The following is a 23,697-nucleotide window of genomic DNA, read 5'->3' on the forward strand; positions in this document are numbered from 1 at the left end:
AAATTATGGCTATCAAGATTGGTATTGCACCGGACTCCTGGGGCGTCTGGTTCCCGGCAAGTGATCCGAACAATGCAAAGCAGCCCCAGTGGTGGCGCTGTCTGGACGAAATGAAGGTTGCCGGCTACGAGGGCTGCGAGATCGGTCCGTGGGGCTATATGCCGAACGACGATCCCAAGGTGCTCAAGAACGCTATGGACGCGCGCGGCCTGACTCTGGTAGGCGCTACCGAGGGCGGCAACTTCCTTGATGACGCGGCTGTTGAAGGCATGCTCAAGGACATCGACGATATCTCCAAGCTGCTGAAGGCTTTCCCGAGCGCGAAGTATATCGTTCTGCTGCCTCCGATGTACACCAACCTCGCTACCGGTGAGCTGGAGATGAATCCGGAGCTGACCGACGAGGAGTGGTCTACTTACTGCAAGAACGTGCAGAAGTGCGCGGACCGCTGCGCAGCGAACGGCTTTATCGGTCTGTTCCACCCGCATGTAGACAGCCACGTTCAGACTGAGGAGCAGATCGAGCGCTTCCTGAACGACACGACCGTCGACCTGTGCTTCGACACCGGTCACCATGTGTACGGCGGCGGCGAGCCGATTTCCTTCTACAAGAAGTGGGCGAAGCGCATCCCGTACATCCACTTCAAGGACTGCGATCTGGCAGTCAAGGCTAAGATGGACGAAAACAAGTGGTCTTTTGCCAAGGCTGTAACCGAGGATATCATGGTTGAGCCGGGCAAGGGCAGCATCGACTTCACTGCAATGCATAAGGCACTCGACGAGTGCGGCTATGACGGCTGGTGCGTTGTTGAGCAGGACCTGTTCCCGGTAAAGTCCTTCGACGTACCGCTCGAAAAGGCGACCATCGGTCGTGAGAACCTCCGCAAGGCGGGTTTCTAATTAAGTAGTAATCGCAATACCCATTTTACAATCGCATCTACACCATTCCCGTTTTCATTATTTTGTTATCCGGTCCCTCTTGAATTTCCGCTCCAACAGAAAATCAAGAGGGACTGCTGATAAAGAGTACACGCAAGTGCGAAATACACAAGCGTAAAAGGGCGCTGAGAGAGCAGGGCCCGGAAAAAGAAAGGAGAAAAATTATGAACAAGAAGAGAGTGTTAGCGATGTTGCTGGCAGGTGCGATGGCATTATCGATGACCGCATGTGGCGGCGGTAATTCTGCCTCGACCGATGGCAGCAGTAATGACGGTGGCGCATCCGCTTCCGGCGGCAGCTACAAGGTCAGCGTTATCCTGAAGACCCTGGCGGCCGAGTACTGGCAGTATGTAAAGTCGGGCGCTGAGGACTATGCTTCCGAGCATTCGGGCAAGGTTACGGTAGAGGTTAAGGGTCCAAGCTCTGAGACCGCTTTCGATGAAATGCAGAACATGATCGAGACCGACCTCAGCTCCGGCAGCTATGACGGCGTTATTATCTCTCCGCTGCAGTCGGATACCGCGGCGCAGCTCGTCAGCGGCACCAAGCTGCCGATTGTTGCTATCGACACCAACTTCACGGCACCAGAGGTTAAGTCCTTCGTAGGTACCGGTAACGAAGCTGCTGCCAAGAAGGGCGGCGAGGCTGCTGTAGAGGCTGCCAAGGCTGCCGGCTGGACCGATATCAAGTGCATTGAGATCGCAGGCGTACAGGGCGACCAGACCAACACCGCTCGCATGAACGGCTACAAGGCTGGCGTTGAAGAAGCAGGCGGCACCTTCCTGAGCGACGAAGTACAGTACGCAGACGCAACTGCTGACCGCGCTACCACCGCTATGGAAGCTATCATGCAGACACATCCGGAAGGCATCGCAATCATTTGCGCAAACAACGACGATATGGCTATGGCAGCAGCCCGTGCAGCGCAGGGCCATGACGCATACAAGAACACCATCTTCCTCGGCTTCAACGGTGACCGCGCTGCTTGTGAAGCAATCCTGGCCGGCCAGATGACGATGTCTGTTGCCCAGATGGCTTACGAGATGGGCTACAAGGCTGTTGAGACCATGGTTCAGGTTCTGGACGGCGAGACCGTTGACGAGTTCGTTGACTCCGGTTCTGACGTAGTTACCCCGGACAACGCGCAGGAGCGCCTGGGTACCCTGAAGACGCAGCTCCACTAAGAAAACTGCATTCCGCATAAACGCAGATTGTGCGATAATGTTCACGCGTAAGATCCTCTCTCCGGATCGGCAGGAAAACGCTCCAACGTTCTGCCAATCCGTAATGGATAAACGCAAATTTCAAAGATCCTTTCTCTCATTCTATTTCTCTATATGGTGGTGCCCCCTGCTCCTGCCCAAGCAGGATCAGGGGGCATTGCTATGGAATGAAGTTGGATGAGATAGACAAAATTAGCAATTCTGTACAGATTATCCTGCAGGCTGCAGAGAAAAAGAGGGACACGCTGCTGCAAACACCCGTGGCAGCGTATTTACACAGCAAACAAGAGGGGGTTTAAGAAAATGGTATTTACACTGGGTTCATTTGTGCTTGTCACCGTAGCGGTGGCATTCGTAAGCTGGCTTAAAACCAAGGGAACGGACGAGACCAGCAAAGACGGTTACTTCCTTGGAGGCCGAAGCCTGAGCGGTCTGGTTATCTTTGGTTCTCTGATGATGACCAACCTGTCCGCGGAGCAGCTGGTAGGCCGCAACGGTCAGGGCTATGCAGCCGGCATGACTGCAATGGGCTGGGAGACCATGTGCCCGATCGCATTGACGCTGATGGCACTGTTCTTCATCCCGAAGTATTTCAAGCTCGGCATTTCCACTATCCCGGAATTTCTGGAAAGCCGCTTTGACCGCGCAACCCGCGTCATTGTATCGTTCATTTTCCTTGTCGCTTATATTGTAACCATGCTGCCGCTGGTGCTGTACGCAGGCTCGGTAGCGATGGAGCGTATCTTCGGCATTACCGCACTGATGGGCGGCAACCGTTTCATGGCAACCACCGTAATGTGCGTTGCACTCGGCATAATCGGCGGTATCTATGCAATCTTCGGCGGCCTGAAGGCCGTAGCCGTATCGGACTCTCTGAACGGCATCATCTTTATCATCGGCGCGGTCATCCTGATCCCGGCTCTGGCATTTATCGCACTGGGCGACGGCAGCATCGCAGAAGGCATCCGCATTTTCGCTACATCCTCTCCGGAGCACCTGAATGCGATCCAGCCTGCTGACGCACAGCCGCCGTACATTCCGTGGCCGATGATCGTACTTGGCTGTGGTATCAACCACATCTCTTACTGGTGCACCAACCAGTCCATCATGCAGCGCGTACTCGGCGCTAAGAACCTGAAGGAAGCACAGAAGGGCTCTCTGCTGACCGGTCTTACCTGCGTATTCTGCCCGATCTTTCTGGTAGCGCCCGGCGTTATCCAGTTCATCCGTGACGGCGGTGTACTGACCGACTTCGATATGGCGTACCCGTCTCTGATCAAGGACATCCTGCCGACTCCGGTACTGGGCTTCTTTGCAGCAGTCATGTTCGGTGCGATCCTGTCCTCCTTTAACTCGGTACTGAACAGCTCCATGACGCTGTTCACCCTGGACATCCTTCCGGTTATCTCCAAGAAAAAGCGCACGGACGCGCAGCTGATCACCATTGCAAAGCGCTTCGGCATCGTGCTGTGTCTGGCGTCCATCGTCATCGCACCGTTTCTGCTGTATCTGCCGGCCGGCATCAGCACCTTCCTCAATCAGATGTGGGGTTACTACGGCGTTCCGGTTCTGGTCATCGTTGTTATGGGTATTTTGGCTCCGCGCATGCCGAGCTTTGCGCCGAGGGCTGCCATCATTGTCCATATCGTATGCTATGGCCTGATGATGAACCTTCTGCCGTTCCACTTCCTGTACTTTGAAGTAGGCGCATTCGTAATTGACCTGATCCTGATGGCGATTCTGACCAAGGCTGCACCGCGCAAGGAAGCATATGTACTGCCTGATCTTGAGGTTGTTGATATGACCCCGTGGAAGTATCGCAAGCCGGTCATTGCAGTTACGTTCATCCTGCTGGTAGGCATTCATGTGCTGTTCTCTCCTCTGGGTCTGGGCGGCTAAAGGCTTCGCCTCGATTGAAACCACGGTTTCAATCGAATTTCGACGAAAAACCGCGTCCTGCGGACACATTTTTTCGTCCCTTTATAAAAAGGCAGGCGCTATCCTTGCGCGACTTCTCGGTCGCGCTGCGCGTACACGCCTCGCCTTTTTATGAATTTGCTTCGCAAATTCGATTGAATGCGTGCTGCCGCACGAAGCACATTGCGGACAGCCGGAATTACGATTTACAAGAAGAAAAGACAGACCGTTTTGCGGTCTGTCTTTTTTGTGCGTTTAGAAGGAAATTGCGCGGAATGCCGTTGGAGAGATATCGGTTTCCTGCCGGAATGCCCGCGCAAAGTGCGACGCACTGTTGAAGCCGCAGTCCTCGGCAATCTGCTCAACGGTCAGGTCACTGGACAGCAGCAGACGCTTGGACTGACGCAGACGGTATTGCAGCAGATACTCATGCGGCGTACAGCCGACGTATCGCTTGAAGCTGCGGATAAAGTGGGATTTGCTGATGCCGCACATCTCGGCAAGGTCGTTCAGCGAAATGTCATCGGCAAAATGACCGTGAATGTACGCCAGTGCCGGTGCAAGCAGCTCACTGATGACGGTGGTTCGCACGGTCTGCGATGCCAGACCGCCCAGAATGCTGTGGACGGCAATGGAAATCTGGTGCTCGTTCATGGAGGCAAACTGCGTGCTCATGCCGTACTGCGCCGAGTGCACAACCGTGCGGAACTGGTCCTTGAGCGACAGCATCGGCTGCTTTTCGTGCACAAGGCCAAAGCGCTCGGTCAGATATTCGGTGTACTGCTTGCTGCTTGCACCGTTGAAGTGAAACCAGTAGAAGTCAACCTTGTCCGGACACCAGTAGCAGTGCGGCTTGCGGCAGTCGAACAGCGCTATTTCGCCCTCATGCGCCTCAGCGGTCATACCGTCTGTGCGGATGCAGAGCGAGCCGCTGTTGATGTAGATCAGCAGGTATTGGTCAATGCCGTTTCGTTCGATCCGGTAATCGCTGTTGCAGATGAACTGACCGAACTGCGGGCAGTAATACAGCGCACTTTTCGCAAATTCGGACGGCAGTGAGAAGTCCATGAAGGACGGAGTCAGTACGCCGGTATCTACAATTTGCATAAAATCCCTGCTTTCATTTGGTCTCGATAGCGATGAGATACAGGGGGCGGCTGCTGCACAGCCTTCCCTTCGCAGCTGTTACGCTTATTGCGCTGCCTTTGTCACAGGCGGTTTTACTCCGCCAGCTTATAAATCTCGATGATAGCCTGTTCATCAAGTGCGGAATAGCTCTTGACCGGACCCTGGACCGTGCGGACGGTATTTGCGGCCAGCTGTGCGTAATTCTCCGGTTTGATGCCAAGCTGCGACAGATGCGTCGGCATGCCGATCTCCTCAAAGAAGCGCTTCATGGTCAGGATGCCTTCGCGTGCGGTGCGCTCAGGATGGTGGAAATCCATCTCCACGCCAAATACGCGGTTCGCCAGCTGAGCAAAGCGCGGAAAATCGTTCTTCATCTCGTACAGCGCCCAGGCTGGGAACAGCACGGACAGACCGGCACCGTGTGCAATTTCATCGCGGAACGCGGACAGCTCATGCTCAAGCTTATGCACCGGGAACAGGCGCTTGCGGCCGCAGCCGGTGTAATCGTTATGCGAAACGCTGCCGGCCCACATCAGGGACGCACGCGCCTCATAATCGCGCGGATTGGCGATTGCCCGGCGGCCGGCATCGCGCACGGCAATGAGCAGACCTTCGGCAATGCGGTCGGTCATGTCGCTTTCGCCGCCTTCCGGCGTGAGGTAACGCTCGAGCGTGTGCATCATGATGTCCACAATGCCGCAGCCGGTCTGGAATTTGGACACAGTATAGGTGTTCTCCGGATCAAGGAAGCTGATGCGCGGACGGTTGGTCTCGCTCGTGATACCGCGCTTCTCCTTGGTCTCCTCATTGGTGAGTACGCAGGAGTTGCTGCTTTCCGAGCCGGAGGCTGCCAGCGTCAGTACAGTGCCGACCGGCAGGGTGGTATCCGGCTTTGTGCCGGTAGATGCAAACTGCCACGGATCAGTTTTGGTGGCAACGCCCATGGCGATGGCCTTCGCCGAGTCGATTACCGAGCCGCCGCCGACTGCCAGCACAAAGTCGATGCCCTCTCGCTCTGCCAGTGCAATGCCCTTGCGGACAAGCGATACCTTCGGGTTCGGCGATACACCGCCCAGTTCAACAAAGGCAAGACCCGCCGTAAACAGGCTCTTTTCCACACGGTCCAGCAGACCGGTCGTGCGTGCGCTCGAGCCGCCGAAGTGCACTAAAATGCGGTGCACTCCCAGCTCTTTCAGACGCGGGCCGATCTGTTCCTCAATATCTTTACCAAATACAATCTCAGTCGTGGTGTGCAGATTAAAATTCAGCATTAGGCGTTCCTGCCCTTCCTATTAAAATAGTATGATTCTATTATATCGTTCCCCTTGCAAAAAGTCAAAAAATTCGATAAAATAGATAAATACGAAATCCGAATCGTGAGGAGTGAGAGCGTGTATTACAGTTATTCCGCCGCCCAGTGGCTGCTGGTTTTCTACCTGTACTGTATGCTCGGCTGGTGCTTTGAGTCCACCGTGGTCTCGGTAGGACAGCGCAGACTGGTCAACCGCGGCTTCCTGCGCGGCCCCATGCTGCCGATTTACGGCTTCGGCGCCGTGATCCTGCTGCATGTTTCGCTACCGTTAAAACAGCATCCGGTGTGGCTGTATCTGGCGAGCATGATCGCGGCGACCGTGTTTGAATACATCGTCGGCGTGGTGATGGAGAAGATATTCAAGGTAAAATACTGGGATTACTCCAAGCAGAGATTCCAGTTTCAGGGCTATATCTGCCTGCGCTCGTCGCTATGCTGGGGCTTTCTCGGCCTGATCCTGACGAGCGTCATTCATCCGCCGATTGAAAAGCTGGTGCTCGGTCTGCCGTTTATCGGACTGATCGTGATCGACGTGCTGTTTTCGGCGGCATTTATCAGCGATGTGATCGTATCCGTACGCAGCGCACTCGATCTCGCCAAGGTGCTCGAGGAACTTGACCGTCTGCGCGAGCAGGGAGCCGAGCTGCGTCAGCAGCTGTCCGAGACTGCGCTTGTCGGTCTGACCAACCTGTCCTACCGTGTAGAGGAAGCGCACGGCGAGTTCACCGAGAAGGTGGGCGAGGCGAAGGCGCAGTTCTCCGAGAAAATAGATGATGCGAAGGAACAGCTTGCCGACGCAAAAGCGCAGCTCTCCGAAAAAATGGACGATGCAAAGGAACAGCTTGCCGCCGTGCATGAGATGCGCTCCGACGAGCGCAGGGCGCAGACCGCAGCTGCACGCGAGCAGCTGCAGGCTAAGCTCGACGAGCTGCAGCGCCGCTTTGACGAGCGGGCAGCCGCACTCGGCCGTACCCGCAAGAGCCTGCTGCGCGGCAACCCGACCGCCCGCTCCGAGCGTTACACTGAGGTGCTCGAACGGCTGAAAAAACGCCTCGATACACACACGCACCGGTAAAACACAGCTAACTTCCTTATAAAACTACACAAAATGCACAAACTAATGCAAAATGCAGCAGGATATGCTTGCTGTTTCGTCAGTTTTTCACTTGCTAAAATACCCGTTTCGGGTGTATATTAGTAGTACCCGCTGAACCTATCATTTTACTCGGGTTTTCGCGCGTCGAAAACCGCCTGTTCAGCTTGTATTTAAGACAACCTTTTTGGACAAAGAAAGGCAGATATACTATGGAAAAGAGATTCGTATATGCGGATAACGCGGCGACGACCCCGATGTCCGAAACTGCGTTCAACGCTATGAAGCCGTGGCTGACCGAGAACTACGGCAACCCGTCTTCGCTGTACCGCATCGGCCGTGCGGCAAAGGAAGCGCTTAACGATGCGCGCACCGTTGTCGGCAAGTGCCTGAACGCGGCAGAGCCGGTAAACGAGAAGAACGACTATGCACCGGGTGAGATCGTATTCACCGGCGGCGGTTCGCAGGCGGACAACCTTGCGATTCGCGGCTTTATGCACGGTCCGTCCTCCAAGGGCCGCAAGCACATCATCACCTCCAAGATCGAGCATCATGCAGTGCTGTACACCTGTGAGGCGCTTGAGAAGGAGGGCTACCGCGTTACCTATTTGAATGTGGATAAGGAAGGCCGTGTAGATCTTGAGCAGCTGAAGGCAGAGCTGTCCGAGGACACCGCACTGGTTTCCGTTATGGCGGCAAACAACGAGATCGGCACGATTCAGCCGATCAAGCAGATTGCCGAGCTGGCGCATTCGGTTGGCGCAAAGTTCCACACCGACGCGGTTCAGGCTGTCGGCCATATGCACATCGACGTACAGGAGATGGGCATCGACATGCTGTCCCTGTCCGGTCATAAGTTCCGCGGTCCACGCGGCACCGGCGTGCTGTATGTGAAGAAGGGCATCACCCTTGAGCCGCTGGTATACGGCGGCGGCCAGGAGCGCGGTCTGGTTTCCGGCACCGAGAACACCGCAGGCTGCATCGGTCTGGCAGCAGCGATGAAGGAGGCCGTTGAAGGTCTGGATGAGAAGATGGGCTACGTCAAGAAGCTGACGGACAAGCTCGTTAAGGGCATTATGGAAAACATTCCGTACTCCCACTATACCGGCGATCCGGTAAACCGTCTGCCGGGCACCGCTTCGTTCGTCTTTGAGGCGATTGAGGGCGAGGGCCTGATCCTGCGACTGGATAACGCAGGCGTATGCGGCTCCACCGGTTCGGCATGCTCCACCGGTTCGCTCGATCCGTCTCACGTTCTGATGGCGATCGGTCTGCCGCACGAGATCGCGCATGGCTCTCTGCGCCTGACCCTGGGTGAACAGAACACCGAGGAGGACGTTGATTATATCATCGAGACGGTTACCGATGTTGTTAAGACCCTGCGCTCGATGAGCCCGGTTTGGGAGAACGGTCATCCTAACCTGACCGCTGCAACCGAGCTGCACGCACATTAAGATAAACGGAAACGTATCCCGTAGGGCGCGACGACTCGGCGCGCCGGGGTCGTCGCGCCCTACGATTGATTTTCCTGCAATATATTCATTTGATTGGACAAAAAGGAGATAGATTTTATGCAGTACAGTGAAAAGGTGCTCGACCACTTTACGCATCCGCGCAATGTTGGCGAGATTGAGGACGCAAACGGTGTCGGCGAGGTCGGCAACGCAAAGTGCGGCGATATTATGAAGATTTACCTCAAGGTGTCGGACGACGGCATCATCGAGGACGTTAAGTTCAAGACCTTCGGCTGCGGTGCAGCGATCGCAACCAGCTCGATGGCTACCGAGATGGTAAAGGGCAAGAGCCTGGAGGAAGCGCTCAAGCTGACCAACAAGGCCGTTGCTGAGGCTCTGGACGGTCTGCCGCCGGTAAAGATGCACTGCTCCGTGCTGGCAGAGGAAGCGCTGCGCTCTGCAATTTCCGACTATTACAAGCGTCTGGGCAAGGATCCGTCTGAGATTCTCGGCTGCGATGCAGACTGCGAGACCTGCCACAAGGCAGACTAACACGCATATTTCGCAAAAAATACGCATAACATTAGGGCAGATTGAGAAATCTGCCCTTTTGGTGTCTCAATAATTAAGAATGGAGAATTGAGAATTAGCGCTATCCTTGCGCAGACTTCAGTCGCGCTGCGCTGGTATCTTGCTTTGCGCAATTATTCAAATAACCGCCTTTACAGGCGGACTCCTCCATTTTCCATTATGAAAGGGAGGTGAACCTCTTGAACGAAATTACAAAAAGTATAACTTATCTAAAAGAATACAAACAGTTAAAACAAGCCGTTGATGAGGGCAAATCTCCGGTGCTGGCGGTCGGTCTATCTGCCATCCATAAGGCGCACCTCGCGGCGGCTCTGGGTCTGGACACCGGCCGTCCGGTGCTGGTGCTGACCGATGACGATAACGCCGCGAACCGCTTTGCCGCCGACCTGCGCGGCTTTGCCGAGCGTGACGTCGTGCTCCTTCCCTCGCGCGAGCTAGTTATGGCGGACGTGGTCGGAGTGTCGCGCGGCTACGAACAGCGCCGACTTGCCGTACTGGACGAAATGCGCGAGGCGCGTTTCGCGGTCGCGTCCGTGCAGGCGGCAGCACAGCGCACCATGCCGCCCGAACTGCTCGTGCAGTCGGTTGTCACCCTCGCGGCCGGTGAAACTGCGCCGTTGGACGAACTGGCGCAGTCGCTCACGCGCGCAGGCTACGAGCGCTGCGTACAGGTCGAAGGCACCGGTCAGTTTTCCATTCGCGGCGGTATCCTCGATGTGTTTCCGCCGCAGGCGGAGCACCCGTACCGCGTGGAATTCTGGGATGATGAGATTGACTCGATCTCCACGTTCGACGTCGGCAGTCAGCGCCGATTGGAGCAGTGCGAGTGCCTGCGCTGTCTGCCGTGTATGGAATCCATTCCGGCACTGGCGAAGGGCGGTGCGGCAGGACTGGCAAAGGCTGTTCTGGCACTCACCTCGACCCGCCGGAAGAAGCAGCACGCAGATTTGCAGGCTAATCTCGAACGGGACGCGGAACGTCTGCGCGAGACCGGTTCGCTGCCCGCAGCGGACAAGTATATGCCGCTCATTTGTCCCGAGATGGCGACCGCGTTCGACTATCTACCCGAAAATGCCATCGTCATCATCGAGGACACGCCCCGTCTGCGCGACGCGGTGCGCGATTTCCACGCGCGTGTAGCCGACGACGTAACTGCTCTGCTCGAGCGCGGCGAAATGCCGCCCGCCCTCGGTGAGTATGCGCTCGATTTTGTCGGCGTATGCAGCGTGAAGCGCCAGATTCTGCGTCTGGACAGCTTTCTCAACAACGTAGCCGAACTGACACCGCAGCATCTGGAAAACTTTATCGCCAACCAGATGAACGCCTACGGCGGCAATCTCGACATGGCGTCTGCCGACATCCGCAGCTATACCGAGCAGGGACGCGCGGTGGCGGTCGTGTGCGGCAGTGCGCTGCGCTGCCGGAACATGCTGGATGCGCTGACCGACACCGGTCTCAACGTAAAAATCAGCGATCTGCTGCCCAAGGGCGGCTGTGTCAACATCATGGAGGGCACGCTGTCCGCCGGCTTTGAGTATCCCGATCTCGGTCTTGTTGTCATGACCGAGGGACAGGTTCTTGCCCGGCGGAAGAAAACGCAGGTCAAGAAGTCCAACCGTGATAAGGTGAAGTCGTACACCGACCTGACACCGGGTGATCTGGTCGTGCATGAGCACCACGGTATCGGTCGGTTTATCGGTATGGAGCGCATGACGGTGGACGGTTCCGAGCGCGATTTCATCAAAATTGCGTTTGCGGGCACGGATTTTCTGTATGTTCCGGCAACCTCGCTCGACCTCATCTCCAAATATATCGGCGGCGGCGACAACGAGCGCGTGCGGCTGAACAAGCTCGGCGGCGCGGACTGGAGCAAGGCGAAAGCACGCGCCAAGGCGGCGGCAAAAGAGCTGGCCGAGGGTCTCATCAAGCTGTATGCCGAGCGCGCCAAGGTCAAGGGTTACGCCTTCCCGCCGGATGACGCGTGGCAGCGCGAGTTCGAGGAGGATTTCCCCTACGAGGAGACCGACGACCAGCTGCGCTGCATTGCCGAGATCAAGGACGATATGCAGTCCGACCGCCCGATGGACCGCCTGCTGTGCGGCGATGTCGGCTTTGGCAAGACCGAGGTCGCGCTGCGTGCCGTGATGAAGTGCATTCTCGCGGGCAAGCAGGCGGCTATCCTCGTACCGACGACCGTGCTTGCGCGGCAGCATTACCTGACCGCGATGCAGCGTTTTCAGGGTCACCCGATCACGATCGAGCTGCTCACGCGCTACAAGACCGGCTCGGAGCAGACTGCGCTGCTCAAAAAGCTGGAGGCGGGCTCGGTCGATCTGGTTATCGGCACGCACAAGCTGTTCAACAAAAAGATCAAGTTCAAGGATCTCGGTCTGCTCGTCGTGGACGAGGAACAGCGGTTCGGCGTCGGGCACAAGGAAACGCTCAAGGAAATGAGCAAAAACGTGGACGTGCTCACGCTGTCGGCAACGCCGATCCCGCGCACGCTCAACATGGCGCTGTCCGGCATCCGCGATATGTCCTCCATCGAGGAGCCGCCGCAGAACCGCCATCCGGTGCAGACGTTCGTGCTTGAGCAGAACGACGGCGTGCTGCTCGATGCCATCCGGCGTGAGCTGGGACGCGGCGGGCAGGTGTACTACCTGCACAACCGTGTGGAGTCCATCGAGCGATGTGCGAACCTGTGGCAGCAGCGGCTTCCGGATGCGCGAATCGGCATCGTTCACGGCAAAATGGGTCAGAAAGAGATTGCAAAGGTTATGAACGAGATGGCAGACGGCGAGATCGATATTCTGGTCTGCACCACCATTATCGAGACCGGCATTGATATCCCGAACGCGAACACGCTCATTATCGAGAACGCAGACAATATGGGTCTGGCGCAGCTGCACCAGATTCGCGGCCGTGTAGGCCGCTCGTCGCGCCACGCCTACGCCTACCTGTGCTACCGGCACGGCAAGGCGCTGAGCGAGATCGCGCAGAAGCGGCTCGGTGCGATTCGTGAGTTTGCAGCGTTCGGCTCGGGCTTCAAGATTGCCATGCGTGATCTGGAAATTCGCGGTGCCGGCAATGTGCTCGGTCCCGAGCAGTCCGGCCACATGATGAGTGTCGGCTATGATCTGTACCTCAAGCTGCTCGAAGAGGCTGTGCAGGAGGAGAAGGGAGAAACACCCAAGCCGCGTGTCGATTGTGCGGCCGAACTGCTGATTTCTGCCAACCTTCCCGCCGATTATGTTGCGGATGCGGGGCAGCGTGTCGATCTGTACCGCCGTATTGCGCTCATCCGAACGGACGAGCAGCGCAGTGATATGCTTGACGAGCTGATCGACCGCTTCGGTGAGCCGCCTGCGGAGGCTATCGCGCTGCTGGATATTGCGCTGCTGCGTGCCAAGGCCAGCGAGCAGGGGATTGCGGAGATCAAGCAGCAGGACGGACGGCTGCTGCTCACCTTTTCCGAGACCGATTTCGCGCGCCTGTCCTCGCTCTGCGGTGACAGTGAATTCAAGGGCCGCCTGCTGCTCAACGCCGGTTCGACACCGTATCTGTCGCTGCGTCTGAATAAGGGCGAGACGGCGATGGAAATGGCACAGACGCTGGTTGATAAGTACGCTGCCACGGCAAAATAAGCAGGAGAATGATAGAAAGCATGATTCACTGAAGCCGATTTTCTTCACTGAGCTTGCAGATAGGGGAGCGGCTGTATTTGCGCAAAAAAAGAGCGAAACCATGCGGTTTCGCTCTTTTTCTCATTCTTCGCCGGAATTCTGTTCCGGAGCACCGTTTTCGCCATTCGGCTTGCGGCGGCGTCTTCCGCCTCTGCGGCGGCGACGGCGCGGCGCACCTTCACCGTCCGGAGACAGCTCATTCTGAGCATCTTCGGGCAGTTCGTCTGCGGCAGTCTGCTGCGGGGCAGGCTTGCGCGGCGAACGCGGCTGCTGCGGCTTCTGATGCGGAGCCTCGCTCTTTTTCGGTGCATCCTTTTTGGGTGCGGGAGCGGCAGCATCCTCCTGCTCCTCGCGCTTACGGCGTTCCTCGGCCATAGCGGCGGCATTCTGACGGTTGCGGCACGCACCCTTTACCATGCAGCACTGCGTGCACTGGAACTCGGTCAGCGAGTGCTCTGGACTGTCGTCCAGCTGCACCTTGCAGGTGCCGCGCAGCATCTGGGTGGAAACTACCTTGCCGCGGCCTTCCGGCGTATCGACCACGCTGCCCTGACGCGGCGTGACCTTCTGCAGCTCGGCGTAGGCCTCATGCTCATACTTGAGACAGCACATCAGACGGCCGCACACACCGGAAATCTTCGCCGGATTGAGCGACAGGTTCTGATCCTTTGCCATATTGATGGAGACCGGATGGAAATCATCGAGATACGAGCTGCAGCACAGCTCGCGGCCGCAGCAGCCCAGACCGCCGATCATCTTCGCCTCATCGCGCACGCCGATCTGGCGCAGCTCAATGCGGGTACGGAACACGCTCGCAAGGTCCTTAACCAGCTCGCGGAAGTCCACACGACCGTCTGCGGTGAAGTAAAACAGCAGCTTGTTCATGTCAAAGGTGCATTCCGCGGTGACAAGGTTCATTTCCAGACCGCGGTCCTCGATCTTCTGCTTGCAGATAATAAACGCCTCGTCGGCACGCTTTTTGTTGCGCTCGAGCGTTTTCATATCGGTCTCGGTTGCCACACGGACCACGCGCTTGAGCGGCTGCACGACCTGCTGATCGGGCACATCGGTGTTGCCCTGCACGCAGTCGCCGTATTCCACGCCGCGTGCCGTCTCGACGATCACACCCGTACCGGGTGCGATTTCCAGCCCCTGCGGGTCGAAATAATACATTTTTCCGTTCGCTTTGAAACGAACTCCGATTATTGTTGTCAAAAAGTTTTCCTCCTGTATGATGGAAACGCTTAGGAAGCGTAACAGATGCGGTAGATATCGCTTGTTAATGCACAGGTGACAGCCGCGGATGCCGCGTTGCGCGACACACGGTCGATCAGCACATCAATAAAATCGTAGACCGCCAGCAGACGTTCCGTACTGACGGCGCCGGCGAGTGCCTGCGTCTGCTTGCGGAGTGCCGGCTGCAGCGGCTTTTGCGGCAGAGCCTTTGAGACGAAAATCGCGTCCCGGACAGCGGCCTGCAGAATGCCGAGCACGCCTAACAGTGCACGGCGCGGCGTTTTTTCCAGACCCATTGCACCGAGCATCATGCGGTCCTCACGCCGTTCGGCAACCGCAGAGAGATAGGGTGCAAGCAGGCTTGCCGCCTCCTCGTCCGACACCGCCGCATGCGACGGCTCGAGCGCAAATTTAGTGCAGCGCGAGCGCACGGTCTGCAGCAGAGAATCCGGCTGCTCGGCGGTCAGAATGAAGAACGCATACGCAGGCGGCTCCTCCAGCTCCTTGAGCAGCGCGTTCTGCGCCATGGGATTGAGATTCTGCGCATGGTGAATGACTGTCACACGGCGTTCTCCGTCGTTCGGGATAATGGCGTTTTCCGCCTTGATCTGACGCGCTAGATCGACCTTGAGTTCGGCCTCTCCTTCGTCCACGATCATCAGATCCGGGTGCACACCCTGCTCCACCTTGCGGCACGGCAGACAGCTTCCGCACGGATGACTGCCCGCGCCTTCGCATAAAATACCGGCTGCAAGCACATTCGCAAGGGTTTTGAGCGCCGTCGGATCGTCACCGGACAGCAGCACGGTCTGCGGAAATCGCTCGTTCAGCGCATGCTTCAGGCTGTTTTTGAGCGCATTGTTGCCCGCAAGTGCGTCAAATGAAATCACAGCTTTTCAAAACGCTCGACGTTGAGTACAAATACGGTTGCGCCGCCGACTTCGACCTGCACCGGCGTGGACGGGAAAAAGCCCATGCCGAGCTCAGCGGTTGCCGGCATGATCTGCTTGCGGGAGGAGGAGTGCTCGCGGATGATGTCAAAGCACTCATCCAGCTTGCTTTCGTCCAGACCGATCAGGATCGTGACGTTGCCTGCTTTGAGGAAACCGCCGGTGGTCGCCAGCTTGGTGATGGAGAAGCCTGCTTTCATCAGGCTGGAGATAACATCCTGCGAATCATCGTAATTGATGATAGCCAGTACCATTTTCATAATAGTAACCCCCTATTCGCATTGCTGCGCGGAAACATATCGTTTGCTTGGATGAGATGCGTTATTGATGGACAACAACGGTTATTTCATCTATTGTATTGTACCATCTTTCACGGATAAGTGCAATGTGCGCTCCTGTAATTTTCTCGCCGGGCCAGAGCAGCGGCACACCGGGCGGATACGGCGTGACCGGACGGGCGCAGACCAGACCCTCGGCAGCGGCAGGCTGGACTCTGCCGGTCTGTGAGAACCATGCGTCGCGCACGCTCATCACGCGCTCGGCGGGCGGAAACGGTGCGGACAGGGACGGCAGGGGAATCAGCTCGCGCCGTCTGGAAATGCGCCGCAGACCGCGTTTCAGACGGTTGATCGCACCGTTCGGGTCGGAGCCGGTGAGGATGAACACAACATTGCGGTTGTCCGCCATCTCGCACGCCACGCCGCATTCGCTCCACAGCGTATCGGCCAGCTGGTGACCGGTGATGTCGGTTCCGGCGGTGCACACCGTCAGACGGCATGGGTCAAGCGCAGGAAAATGATCCTCGGTCAGTGCGGTGAACATGGTTCGGTGCTGCACATAGGCACGCAGTTCGGCACAGGTTTCTGCCGAGCGGCGGTACTCCGCGTGACCGGGCCCCTCGGTGTAGGCACGCGCAAGGTCAATGGACGCCATAATGGGATAGGACGGACTGGATGTGCCGAACAGCATGGTGTTTTCGCGCAGTGCGCGGCGGTCCACGCCTGCCGCGGAGAGCAGAACGGCGCCCTGTCCCATGCACGGCAGCGTTTTGTGCATGGAGAGAACGGCCATATCCGCACCTTCCGCGACCGGCGTCGGCAGGCCGACGGCAGGAAAGTGTGCACCGTGTGCACCGTCTACGAGCAGCAGTTTGCCGTGCGCGCGGCACAGATCGGCAAACTCGGGAATCGCCCGCCGGATGCCGTAATAGGTCGGAGAGGTCAGAAGGATTGCCTTGATCTCCGGATGCGCGATCAGCTGTGCTTCCGCATCCTTGACCGGAAGCGCACCGGAAACCGCGAATGGCTCGATCAGCGGTGCAGAAAAGAAATACGGCGTAATGCCGAGCAGCGCGCAGCCGTAGCAGACGGACTTGTGTACCTCACGGTCGAGCAGGACAGCGCCGCCGCGTCCGACCGCTGTGCCGAGCATGGCGAGAATGCCCTGTGTCGAGCCGCCGGTCAGAAAAAAGCAGTCCTCCGAGCCGAAATACCGCGCGGCGGCAACCTCCGCATCGCGGATAGGGCCTTCGCCGGTGTACAGGTTGCCGGTGCCGTAGGTTTCGGTAAAGTCGATGGCAAAAATATCCGCGTATGTGTTGAAAACCGGCTCACCCTTGTGCCCGGGCATGTGAAACCGCGCGGAGTCGCCGGTCTCGAGCAGCTGCAGAGCATGGAACAGCGGCGCCGTTGTGAACGGCATCAGGCGGTTGATCTGTCTGTGATTGGGACGGTGGCTGTGCGGCGCAGCCGGTCGGCGGTGGTGCATAATACAGTTGGCTCCTTACATTATTGTGCTATAATACAGTATAACACATAATTAGGAATTAGGAATTAGGAATTGCCGTGATTCACAGGTATGCATTTACCTATCACAAAAAATTACTGATTTTTGATTACGCATTACTAATTTTCATGAACTATCCACAATGTGCAGACATTCGTTTATTCATTACGGATTTTTTGGGACATTTTTCGGTAGCCAACGGCAGGGCTTTGTATTATAATAAATAATATGTTCCATTCATAAAAGTAATATCACCGCGACAGACTGTGATATGTAAACCGGGAACGTCTTTACGCTTATATTTGAAAGGCAGGCTATTCACTATGGCAGACAATCGTATCTACAATTTTTCCGCAGGTCCCTCCATGCTTCCGGTTCCGGTGCTTGAGCGCTGTGCAGCCGACATGCTGAACTATCAGGGCTCCGGTATGTCAGTCATGGAGATGAGTCACCGTTCAAAGGTATATGACGGCATCATCCAGGAGACTGAGGCTACTCTGCGCCGCGTACTCTCCATTCCGGATAACTACAAGGTTCTGTTCCTGCAGGGCGGCGCTACCACCCAGTTTGCAGCGATCCCGATGAACCTGCTGAAGACCGGCAAGGCTGACTACGCGCTGACCGGCAGCTTCGCTTCCAAGGCCTACAAGGAAGCACAGAAGTTCGGCGACATGCACGCTGCATTCTCCTCCAAGGAGACCAACTTCGACCACGTTCCGACGCAGGATGAGCTGGATATCCGTCCGGATGCCGACTACTTCTACATCTGCGCCAACAACACCATCTACGGCACCGAGTATCAGTACGATCCCGAGACCCCGGCAGGCGTTGAGCTGGTAGCGGATATGTCCTCCAACATCCTGTCCAAGCCGGTTGATGTTTCCAAGTACGGCGTCATCTACGCCGGCGCACAGAAGAACATGGGCCCGGCCGGTGTTACCGTTGTTATCGTCCGCGAGGATCTGCTCGGCAACTATCCGCTCGAGAAGTACCCGGTTATGCTGGACTGGAAGACCATGGCTGACAAGGATTCCATGTACAACACGCCTCCCACGTACGGCATCTATGTACTCGGTCTGGTTGCCAAGTGGGTTGAAGACATGGGCGGCGTAAAGGCTATGCAGGAGCGTGCTGAAAAGCGTTCCTCCATGCTGTACGATTACCTCGATTCTCAGGACTTCTACAAGACTGTAGCCGCAAAGGATTCCCGCAGTCACATGAACGTAACCTTCCGCACCGGCAACGACGAGCTGGACGCAAAGTTTGCCAAGGAGTCCATGGCAGCCGGCATGTCCAACCTGAAGGGTCACCGTTCGGTAGGCGGCATGCGTGCTTCCATCTATAACGCAATGCCGATCGAGGGCGTTGAGAAGCTCATCGACTTCATGAAGAAATTCGCTGAAGAAAACAAGTAACAATAATTGAGAATTGATAATGGAGAATGGGAAATTGCGGTATCGAGCAAGGATAGCGACATTTTCCATTTTCAATTCTCCATTTTCTATTGGAGGATAATCCCATGTATAACGTAAAACTCTACAACAAGATCTCGAAGGTAGGTCTGGACGATCTCGATCCGGCAAAGTACACCTGCTCTGAGGATTTCACCGATTATGACGCCGTTCTGGTTCGTTCTGCCAAGCTGCATGACGTCGAGTTCCCGAAGAACCTGCGCTGCATCGCGCGTGCAGGTGCCGGTGTCAACAACATTCCGATCGACCGCTGCTCCGAGGAAGGCATCGTAGTCTTCAACACGCCGGGTGCAAATGCTAACGCCGTTAAGGAGTTGGTTATCTGTGCACTGCTGCTGGCTTCCCGCAAGGTGGTACAGGGCGCAAACTGGGTTAAGGGCCTCAAGGGCACGCCGGATATCGGTCCTGCTGCAGAGAAGGGCAAGTCCACCTACGCAGGCCCGGAAATCGCCGGCAAGAAGCTGGGCATCATCGGTCTGGGTGCGATCGGCGTTAAGGTTGCAAACGCGGCTGTTGGCCTGGATATGGAGGTCTGGGGCTATGACCCGTACCTGTCGGTTGACGGCGCACTCAAGCTCGACCGCTCGGTCAAGCACGTTACCGAGCTGGACGAGATTTTCGCAAACTGCGACTACATCACCATCCACGTTCCGCTGAACGCTGACACGAAGAACACCATCAGCGCAGAGGCGATCGAGAAGATGAAGGACGGCGTTCGCGTCATCAACCTCGCGCGCGGCGAGCTGGTTGACACCAAGGCAATGGCGAAGGCACTCGAGAGCGGCAAGGTTGCAGCATATGTTTCCGACTTTGCTTCCGACGAGATCCTCGAGCAGGAGAATGCCATCACGCTCCCGCATCTGGGTGCGTCCACGCCGGAGAGCGAGGACAACTGCGCTAAGATGGCCGTTTACGAGATCACCGAGTACCTCGAGAAGGGCACCATCCGCAACTCTGTCAACTTCCCGAACCTCAAGGTTCCGTACGAAGGCGGCTACCGCATCTGCATGATCCACAAGAACATCCCGAACATGATCGCGTCCATCACCTCCGCTGTTCGCTGCAACATCGAGAATATGGGCAACCGTTCCAAGGGTGACTATGCGTACACCATCATCGACACCGCAGAGGCTCCGACCGAGGCCAACCTCGACGAGCTGCGCGCGATCGAAGGCATGATCTCTGTCCGCACGATCTGATTGCCATAAAACTGATAAAACCGCTCTGAATGCAGATTCAGAGCGGTTTTTTGTTGCTTTTCTGTGCAAAATGAATATTGTCGAATTTGGTCGAATTTTCGTAAAATATGGAAATGCAGGACAAGACAGCACCGCAGCTTTCATTGTGCAGTGCTGCCGAATACTGCAGGATGACTATTTTTACAGGAGGCTTCTCAATGGAGAACATACGCATTTACGAGGAGGACGGCTACATTCACTTTATTATGCGTCCGGAGGACCTGATGCGGCTGCGCTACTCGACCGAAGCGAAAACGCCGTTTGCAGACTTCATGGACCGCTGGCTGACCCAGATGAAAACGCAGGTGCGCGAAAACACGATGGACGGCTACCGCTACGCATTTGAAAAGCATATCAAGCCGTTTTTCACCGCACGAGGGACAACGCTTGCTACGGCACGGCCGATGGATTTTCAGGATTTTGTCAACCTGAAATTCGATCAGGGGCTTTCACCGACTTCGATCGTTAAGTTCCATTCCATTATGCACAAGTGCCTGAAATACGCGGTAGCACTGCAGATTATCCCGACGAATCCGTCGGATAATGTCATGCTGCCCAAGCGGACGCGCTTTCGAGGACAGGTGTACGACCGGACGCAGATCAACATTTTTCTGGCAGCGGCGCTGCAGTCGCCGGCAGAGGCGGCGTTCGTGCTGGCGGCAACCTATGGTCTGCGCCGCAGCGAGTGCGCCGGTCTGCGCTGGTGTGCCGTGGATTTTCGGGCACGGAGCATGATCATCAATCATACGGCGGTGCTGTCCTCCGGACGTGTGATCTACGCGGACAGTGTAAAGACCAAATCCAGCTATCGGACGCTGCCGCTGTCCGACTCGCTCCGGCGGTATCTGACCGATCTGCGCCGCAGACAGAACGCCAACCGCAAAAAGTACGGCAAAGCCTACTGCCAGAGCGATTACGTCTGCTGCCGTGAAGATGGTTCGCCGCTCCGGCCGGATTACATTTCGCGTGAGTTCGAGCGGGTGTGCCGCCGCGCGTGCCTGCCGCGCATCCGGTTTCACGATTTACGGCATTCGGTTGCAACGATTCTGCTGCAGCAGGGCTTTTCGCTCAAGCAGATTCAGGACTGGCTGGGGCATTCCGACATCTCGACCACAGCCAACGTTTACGCACATGTGCCGTATGTGGAAAAGGTATCCATCGCCAAGAGCGCAACACCGATTATCGGCAACTGATGTGCATTCTGGGAATGTAACATAATCGTAACATTCCGGCGGGTTGTTTCACCATTGTTACACTTTGCCGCCTGACCTTGTATGAGAGTGCGTGAGTGCTTATAATGTATATTGTATAAGAATAACAAGGATAGAGAACTTTACACAATATACAGGTGAAGCATATGTTCAAAAAAACACTTTCCGCGCTGGCGGTTGCGTGTGTGATGCTGGTGAGTGCGGCTGCGGCCGGCACCATTTTTCCGGCAGAGTACACCGACATTGACGGCGTGACACGCGCAGGCTATCTAGATGAGGACGGCATGACCGTTCTTCCGTTTGCCTACGCACAGGCAGGAGATTTCGCGGACTGCGGACTCGCTGCCGTAGAAAACGAGCAGTGGCAGACGGCGGTGATCGACCGCACGGGAAAGCTCGTCATTGCATACACGGATTCGCCGGTTTCGGTGGATTTTTCGGATACGATAGTTGCGTATCGTTACACTGACCACAGCGTGTATTATGCGACTGACGGCAAGCGCATTGGCTCATATCCGGGCGCGGTCGGCTTCTTTGAGGACGGACTGCTGCTGTGCAGAAATGCGGATACCGGTCTGTATTCCTATGTCAAGCAGGATGGTTCGACTGCCTTTTCGGGCAGCTACCGTAAGGCTGGCGCGTTCTCAAACGGCAGAACGCTTGTGCAGACGCAGGACGGCGATTATCAGGCAATCGACACCGAGGGCACGGTGCTGTACACTCTGCCGAATGACGTAACGCCTTCCTACATGGCGATTTACGGCGAGAGCACGGTGGTCGTCACCAACGGCACCAATCAGGCGCTGTATTCGCTTTCGGAGGGCAAACTGCTGACCGAGTTTCTGTACAACACCATCTCGGAGTTTCACGATGGCGAAGCCATGGTTCGTCAGATCAACCGCTGGGGCATTATGGATACCACCGGCAAGCTGCTGACGGCGCCGACGTATTACTATCTGTCCTACATGGGCGAGGGCCTGTACGCGGCCCGCAGCGAGGACGGTTCGGTTTCCGCGGTGGATGCGGGCGGCAGCCTGTCTTACCGCACACTGAGCTACATCAGCGGCTTCTCCGAGCTGCGCTACGGTCTGTCGTGGCACAACACCGCAGACGGCACACTGATTTTCTTCCGCAAAAACGGCGGCTTTGCAGCGTCCGTTAAAGAGGCGGAGAACCCGACCATTCTGACCGAAAACGTGGTCTGCGTCACGCAGGACGACACCCGCAAATATATTGATCTGCGCAGCGGCAAAACGCTGTTCGAGCAGCCGAAGTCGTTCGACCTTGGCGGCGGCATCACCGCAAGGACTGTGCATTACGAAAAGTTCATGGGCTATCAGCAGGACGGCACGGAGCATGGCTGGGATGTCGATTTTCCGGAGATCAGCGGTCTGAGCGACAAAAAGGTGCAGAGCACCATCAACAGCGAAATCCGCTCGTTCTTCCTCAAGGGACCGTCCGTTACCGCCGAGTATGATGCGCTCGAGGGCAGCTACGGTGCGTCCGTGGAAGGCTCGGTGCTCGTTGTCTGGGCCAACTGCGTGAGCGGCAAAGGCGCCGGTTCGTCGGTCTGGAATAACTGTCTGGCGTTTGATCTGCACACCGGCACGCAGTACACACTGAACGACCTGCTGACCGGTGACTACATCGAGACGGTCAAGCAGCTGCTGCCGGACGATCATGCGATTTATCTGTACAGCTATCCGCGCATCAGCACGAAAGGCGTAACCTATTTTTACAACGAATACGAGAGCGCTTCCCGCAGAGCATACACAGAGGAATATCTGCTGACGTTTGAGCAGCTTTCCGATGTGCTGAACCGGAACAGCGCATGCTATAAGGCACTGCTGACACCGTATTCGCCCAAAGTTTCGGCTGCTGCGACCGGCTACAGCGATGTGAGCAGTACCTGCTGGGCACTGCAGTATATCAATACAGTGACCGAGCGCAAGCTGATGACCGGCGCGAACGGTAAATTCCGTCCGAACGATAAGATCACGGCGGCTGAGGTCTGCACGACCATCGCGCGTCAGCGCGGTCTGTCCGGCAGCGGCGCACTGCCCGCAGACGTTCGCGCAGGCGAGTGGTACTCGGAGGCGGTCAGCGCGGTGTACGCAAACGGTCTGCTCGAGGGCCTGAATGACTTCCGGCCGACGGCTGCCATGACCCGCGAGGACGCGATGCAGCTTTTTGCAAATCTGCTGCAGGCGGACGGCACAGCAGCCATGAGTGATGCGGAAACGGCACAGACGCTGGCGTCTGTCAAGGATGCAGACTCCATCTCGGCAGACCGCCGAAATGCGGTTGCGCTGTGTATGCAGAAGGGTCTGGTGCAGGGCTTCAGCGACGGCACGATCAAACCGCAGGGTACGTTCACTCGTGCGGAGTTCGCAAAGCTGCTGACGACGATTTGATTGAAAATGAAGAATGGAGAATGGAAAATGCTCATGCAGCATTCCATTCTCC

At 56.6% G+C, this 23,697-nt stretch carries 17 protein-coding genes and 1 pseudogene; 12 read left to right on the forward strand and 6 right to left on the reverse strand.

Annotated elements, in window-relative coordinates; translation table 11 throughout:
* Window positions 1-5 precede the first annotated feature (5 nt).
* The 4 genes from PGY33_RS02280 (at window position 6) to PGY33_RS02295 (ending at window position 4,060) form a co-directional block, all read left to right on the forward strand.
* Window positions 6-899 carry a TIM barrel protein gene (locus PGY33_RS02280; protein WP_118360052.1) on the forward strand — a complete coding sequence of 298 codons (894 nt, stop codon included), beginning with the start codon at window positions 6-8 and terminating at the stop codon, window positions 897-899.
* A gap of 203 nt (window positions 900-1,102) precedes the next feature.
* The gene (locus tag PGY33_RS02285) at window positions 1,103-2,122 is read left to right on the forward strand and encodes a sugar ABC transporter substrate-binding protein (protein ID WP_270477145.1); all 1,020 of its coding nucleotides are present in this window, start codon (window positions 1,103-1,105) and stop codon (window positions 2,120-2,122) included.
* A gap of 206 nt (window positions 2,123-2,328) precedes the next feature.
* Window positions 2,329-2,460 (forward strand): hypothetical protein, encoded by a 132-nt coding sequence (locus PGY33_RS02290; RefSeq protein ID WP_270477147.1) that lies wholly within the window; start codon window positions 2,329-2,331, stop codon window positions 2,458-2,460.
* A gap of 4 nt (window positions 2,461-2,464) precedes the next feature.
* On the forward strand, window positions 2,465-4,060 hold the full coding sequence (locus PGY33_RS02295; RefSeq protein WP_118477990.1) for a solute:sodium symporter family transporter: 1,596 nt from the start codon (window positions 2,465-2,467) through the stop codon (window positions 4,058-4,060).
* Window positions 4,061-4,333: 273 nt separating this feature from the next.
* Here PGY33_RS02295 and PGY33_RS02300 read toward each other — a convergent pair whose 3' ends face one another.
* Complete coding sequence (locus tag PGY33_RS02300) at window positions 4,334-5,185, reverse strand: AraC family transcriptional regulator (protein ID WP_118477992.1); 852 nt, start codon at window positions 5,183-5,185, stop codon at window positions 4,334-4,336.
* Window positions 5,186-5,298: 113 nt separating this feature from the next.
* Window positions 5,299-6,477, reverse strand: a complete 1,179-nt coding sequence (locus tag PGY33_RS02305; RefSeq protein WP_118477994.1) for an iron-containing alcohol dehydrogenase — start codon at window positions 6,475-6,477, stop codon at window positions 5,299-5,301.
* A 120-nt stretch (window positions 6,478-6,597) separates the two neighbouring features.
* On the opposite strand from PGY33_RS02305, the gene PGY33_RS02310 reads away from it, so the two are divergent.
* The 4 genes from PGY33_RS02310 to mfd all read left to right on the forward strand — a co-directional run bounded on the left by PGY33_RS02310 (window position 6,598) and on the right by mfd (window position 13,300).
* Entirely contained in the window at window positions 6,598-7,593 is a 996-nt protein-coding gene (locus PGY33_RS02310; RefSeq protein ID WP_118477996.1) for a putative ABC transporter permease, read from the forward strand.
* Window positions 7,594-7,823: 230 nt separating this feature from the next.
* Window positions 7,824-9,065, forward strand: coding sequence for a cysteine desulfurase family protein (locus tag PGY33_RS02315; RefSeq protein WP_110435446.1), 1,242 nt, complete (start codon window positions 7,824-7,826; stop codon window positions 9,063-9,065).
* Between the two features lie 117 nt (window positions 9,066-9,182).
* Window positions 9,183-9,617, forward strand: coding sequence for a Fe-S cluster assembly scaffold protein NifU (gene nifU / locus PGY33_RS02320; RefSeq protein ID WP_118477998.1), 435 nt, complete (start codon window positions 9,183-9,185; stop codon window positions 9,615-9,617).
* Between the two features lie 218 nt (window positions 9,618-9,835).
* Window positions 9,836-13,300: a transcription-repair coupling factor gene (gene mfd, locus PGY33_RS02325; RefSeq protein ID WP_118478000.1), complete on the forward strand. Its 3,465-nt coding sequence runs from the start codon at window positions 9,836-9,838 to the stop codon at window positions 13,298-13,300.
* Window positions 13,301-13,747: 447 nt separating this feature from the next.
* On the opposite strand, the pseudogene PGY33_RS02330 reads toward mfd, so the two are convergent.
* The 4 genes and pseudogenes from PGY33_RS02330 to PGY33_RS02345 all read right to left on the reverse strand — a co-directional run.
* Window positions 13,748-14,554 (reverse strand): annotated as a pseudogene (locus PGY33_RS02330) (PSP1 domain-containing protein); the annotation flags it as partial.
* Between the two features lie 29 nt (window positions 14,555-14,583).
* Window positions 14,584-15,465 carry a hypothetical protein gene (locus PGY33_RS02335; RefSeq protein ID WP_270477153.1) on the reverse strand — a complete coding sequence of 294 codons (882 nt, stop codon included), beginning with the start codon at window positions 15,463-15,465 and terminating at the stop codon, window positions 14,584-14,586.
* The gene (locus PGY33_RS02340) at window positions 15,462-15,785 is read right to left on the reverse strand and encodes a cyclic-di-AMP receptor (protein ID WP_110435421.1); all 324 of its coding nucleotides are present in this window, start codon (window positions 15,783-15,785) and stop codon (window positions 15,462-15,464) included. The genes PGY33_RS02335 and PGY33_RS02340 overlap by 4 nt, the downstream gene beginning before the upstream one ends.
* 61 nt (window positions 15,786-15,846) lie before the next feature.
* Complete coding sequence (locus PGY33_RS02345; protein ID WP_270477156.1) at window positions 15,847-17,292, reverse strand: aminotransferase class I/II-fold pyridoxal phosphate-dependent enzyme; 1,446 nt, start codon at window positions 17,290-17,292, stop codon at window positions 15,847-15,849.
* Between the two features lie 341 nt (window positions 17,293-17,633).
* Here PGY33_RS02345 and serC point away from each other — a divergent pair, with 341 nt between their 5' ends.
* From serC to PGY33_RS02365, 4 genes are all read left to right on the forward strand, one after another.
* Complete coding sequence (gene serC, locus PGY33_RS02350; protein ID WP_270477180.1) at window positions 17,634-18,725, forward strand: 3-phosphoserine/phosphohydroxythreonine transaminase; 1,092 nt, start codon at window positions 17,634-17,636, stop codon at window positions 18,723-18,725.
* A 104-nt stretch (window positions 18,726-18,829) separates the two neighbouring features.
* A complete protein-coding gene (locus tag PGY33_RS02355) occupies window positions 18,830-19,981 on the forward strand; it encodes a 3-phosphoglycerate dehydrogenase family protein (RefSeq protein WP_118478010.1) in 1,152 nt (383 codons plus the stop codon).
* A 197-nt stretch (window positions 19,982-20,178) separates the two neighbouring features.
* Window positions 20,179-21,213 (forward strand): tyrosine-type recombinase/integrase, encoded by a 1,035-nt coding sequence (locus PGY33_RS02360; protein ID WP_158574617.1) that lies wholly within the window; start codon window positions 20,179-20,181, stop codon window positions 21,211-21,213.
* Window positions 21,214-21,377: 164 nt separating this feature from the next.
* Window positions 21,378-23,645 carry an S-layer homology domain-containing protein gene (locus PGY33_RS02365; protein WP_118478014.1) on the forward strand — a complete coding sequence of 756 codons (2,268 nt, stop codon included), beginning with the start codon at window positions 21,378-21,380 and terminating at the stop codon, window positions 23,643-23,645.
* Window positions 23,646-23,697: the final 52 nt, after the last annotated feature.

The organism is Butyricicoccus sp. AF18-9LB (assembly GCF_027684505.1).
In the GTDB taxonomy this organism is placed as follows: Bacteria; Bacillota; Clostridia; order Oscillospirales; family Butyricicoccaceae; genus Agathobaculum; species Agathobaculum butyriciproducens.

Excerpts from the sequence above, each read along its gene's own strand:
- PGY33_RS02365 (WP_118478014.1), top strand. The coding sequence starts at position 21,378 with ATGTTCAAAAAAACACTTTCCGCGCTGGCGGTTGCGTGTGTGATGCTG.
- serC (WP_270477180.1), top strand. The coding sequence starts at position 17,634 with ATGGCAGACAATCGTATCTACAATTTTTCCGCAGGTCCCTCCATGCTT.
- nifU (WP_118477998.1), top strand. The coding sequence starts at position 9,183 with ATGCAGTACAGTGAAAAGGTGCTCGACCACTTTACGCATCCGCGCAAT.
- PGY33_RS02345 (WP_270477156.1), bottom strand. The coding sequence starts at position 17,292 with ATGCACCACCGCCGACCGGCTGCGCCGCACAGCCACCGTCCCAATCAC.
- PGY33_RS02355 (WP_118478010.1), top strand. The coding sequence starts at position 18,830 with ATGTATAACGTAAAACTCTACAACAAGATCTCGAAGGTAGGTCTGGAC.
- PGY33_RS02300 (WP_118477992.1), bottom strand. The coding sequence starts at position 5,185 with ATGCAAATTGTAGATACCGGCGTACTGACTCCGTCCTTCATGGACTTC.
- PGY33_RS02360 (WP_158574617.1), top strand. The coding sequence starts at position 20,179 with ATGGAGAACATACGCATTTACGAGGAGGACGGCTACATTCACTTTATT.
- PGY33_RS02340 (WP_110435421.1), bottom strand. The coding sequence starts at position 15,785 with ATGAAAATGGTACTGGCTATCATCAATTACGATGATTCGCAGGATGTT.
- PGY33_RS02315 (WP_110435446.1), top strand. The coding sequence starts at position 7,824 with ATGGAAAAGAGATTCGTATATGCGGATAACGCGGCGACGACCCCGATG.
- PGY33_RS02285 (WP_270477145.1), top strand. The coding sequence starts at position 1,103 with ATGAACAAGAAGAGAGTGTTAGCGATGTTGCTGGCAGGTGCGATGGCA.
- PGY33_RS02295 (WP_118477990.1), top strand. The coding sequence starts at position 2,465 with ATGGTATTTACACTGGGTTCATTTGTGCTTGTCACCGTAGCGGTGGCA.
- PGY33_RS02305 (WP_118477994.1), bottom strand. The coding sequence starts at position 6,477 with ATGCTGAATTTTAATCTGCACACCACGACTGAGATTGTATTTGGTAAA.
- PGY33_RS02290 (WP_270477147.1), top strand. The coding sequence starts at position 2,329 with ATGAAGTTGGATGAGATAGACAAAATTAGCAATTCTGTACAGATTATC.
- PGY33_RS02280 (WP_118360052.1), top strand. The coding sequence starts at position 6 with ATGGCTATCAAGATTGGTATTGCACCGGACTCCTGGGGCGTCTGGTTC.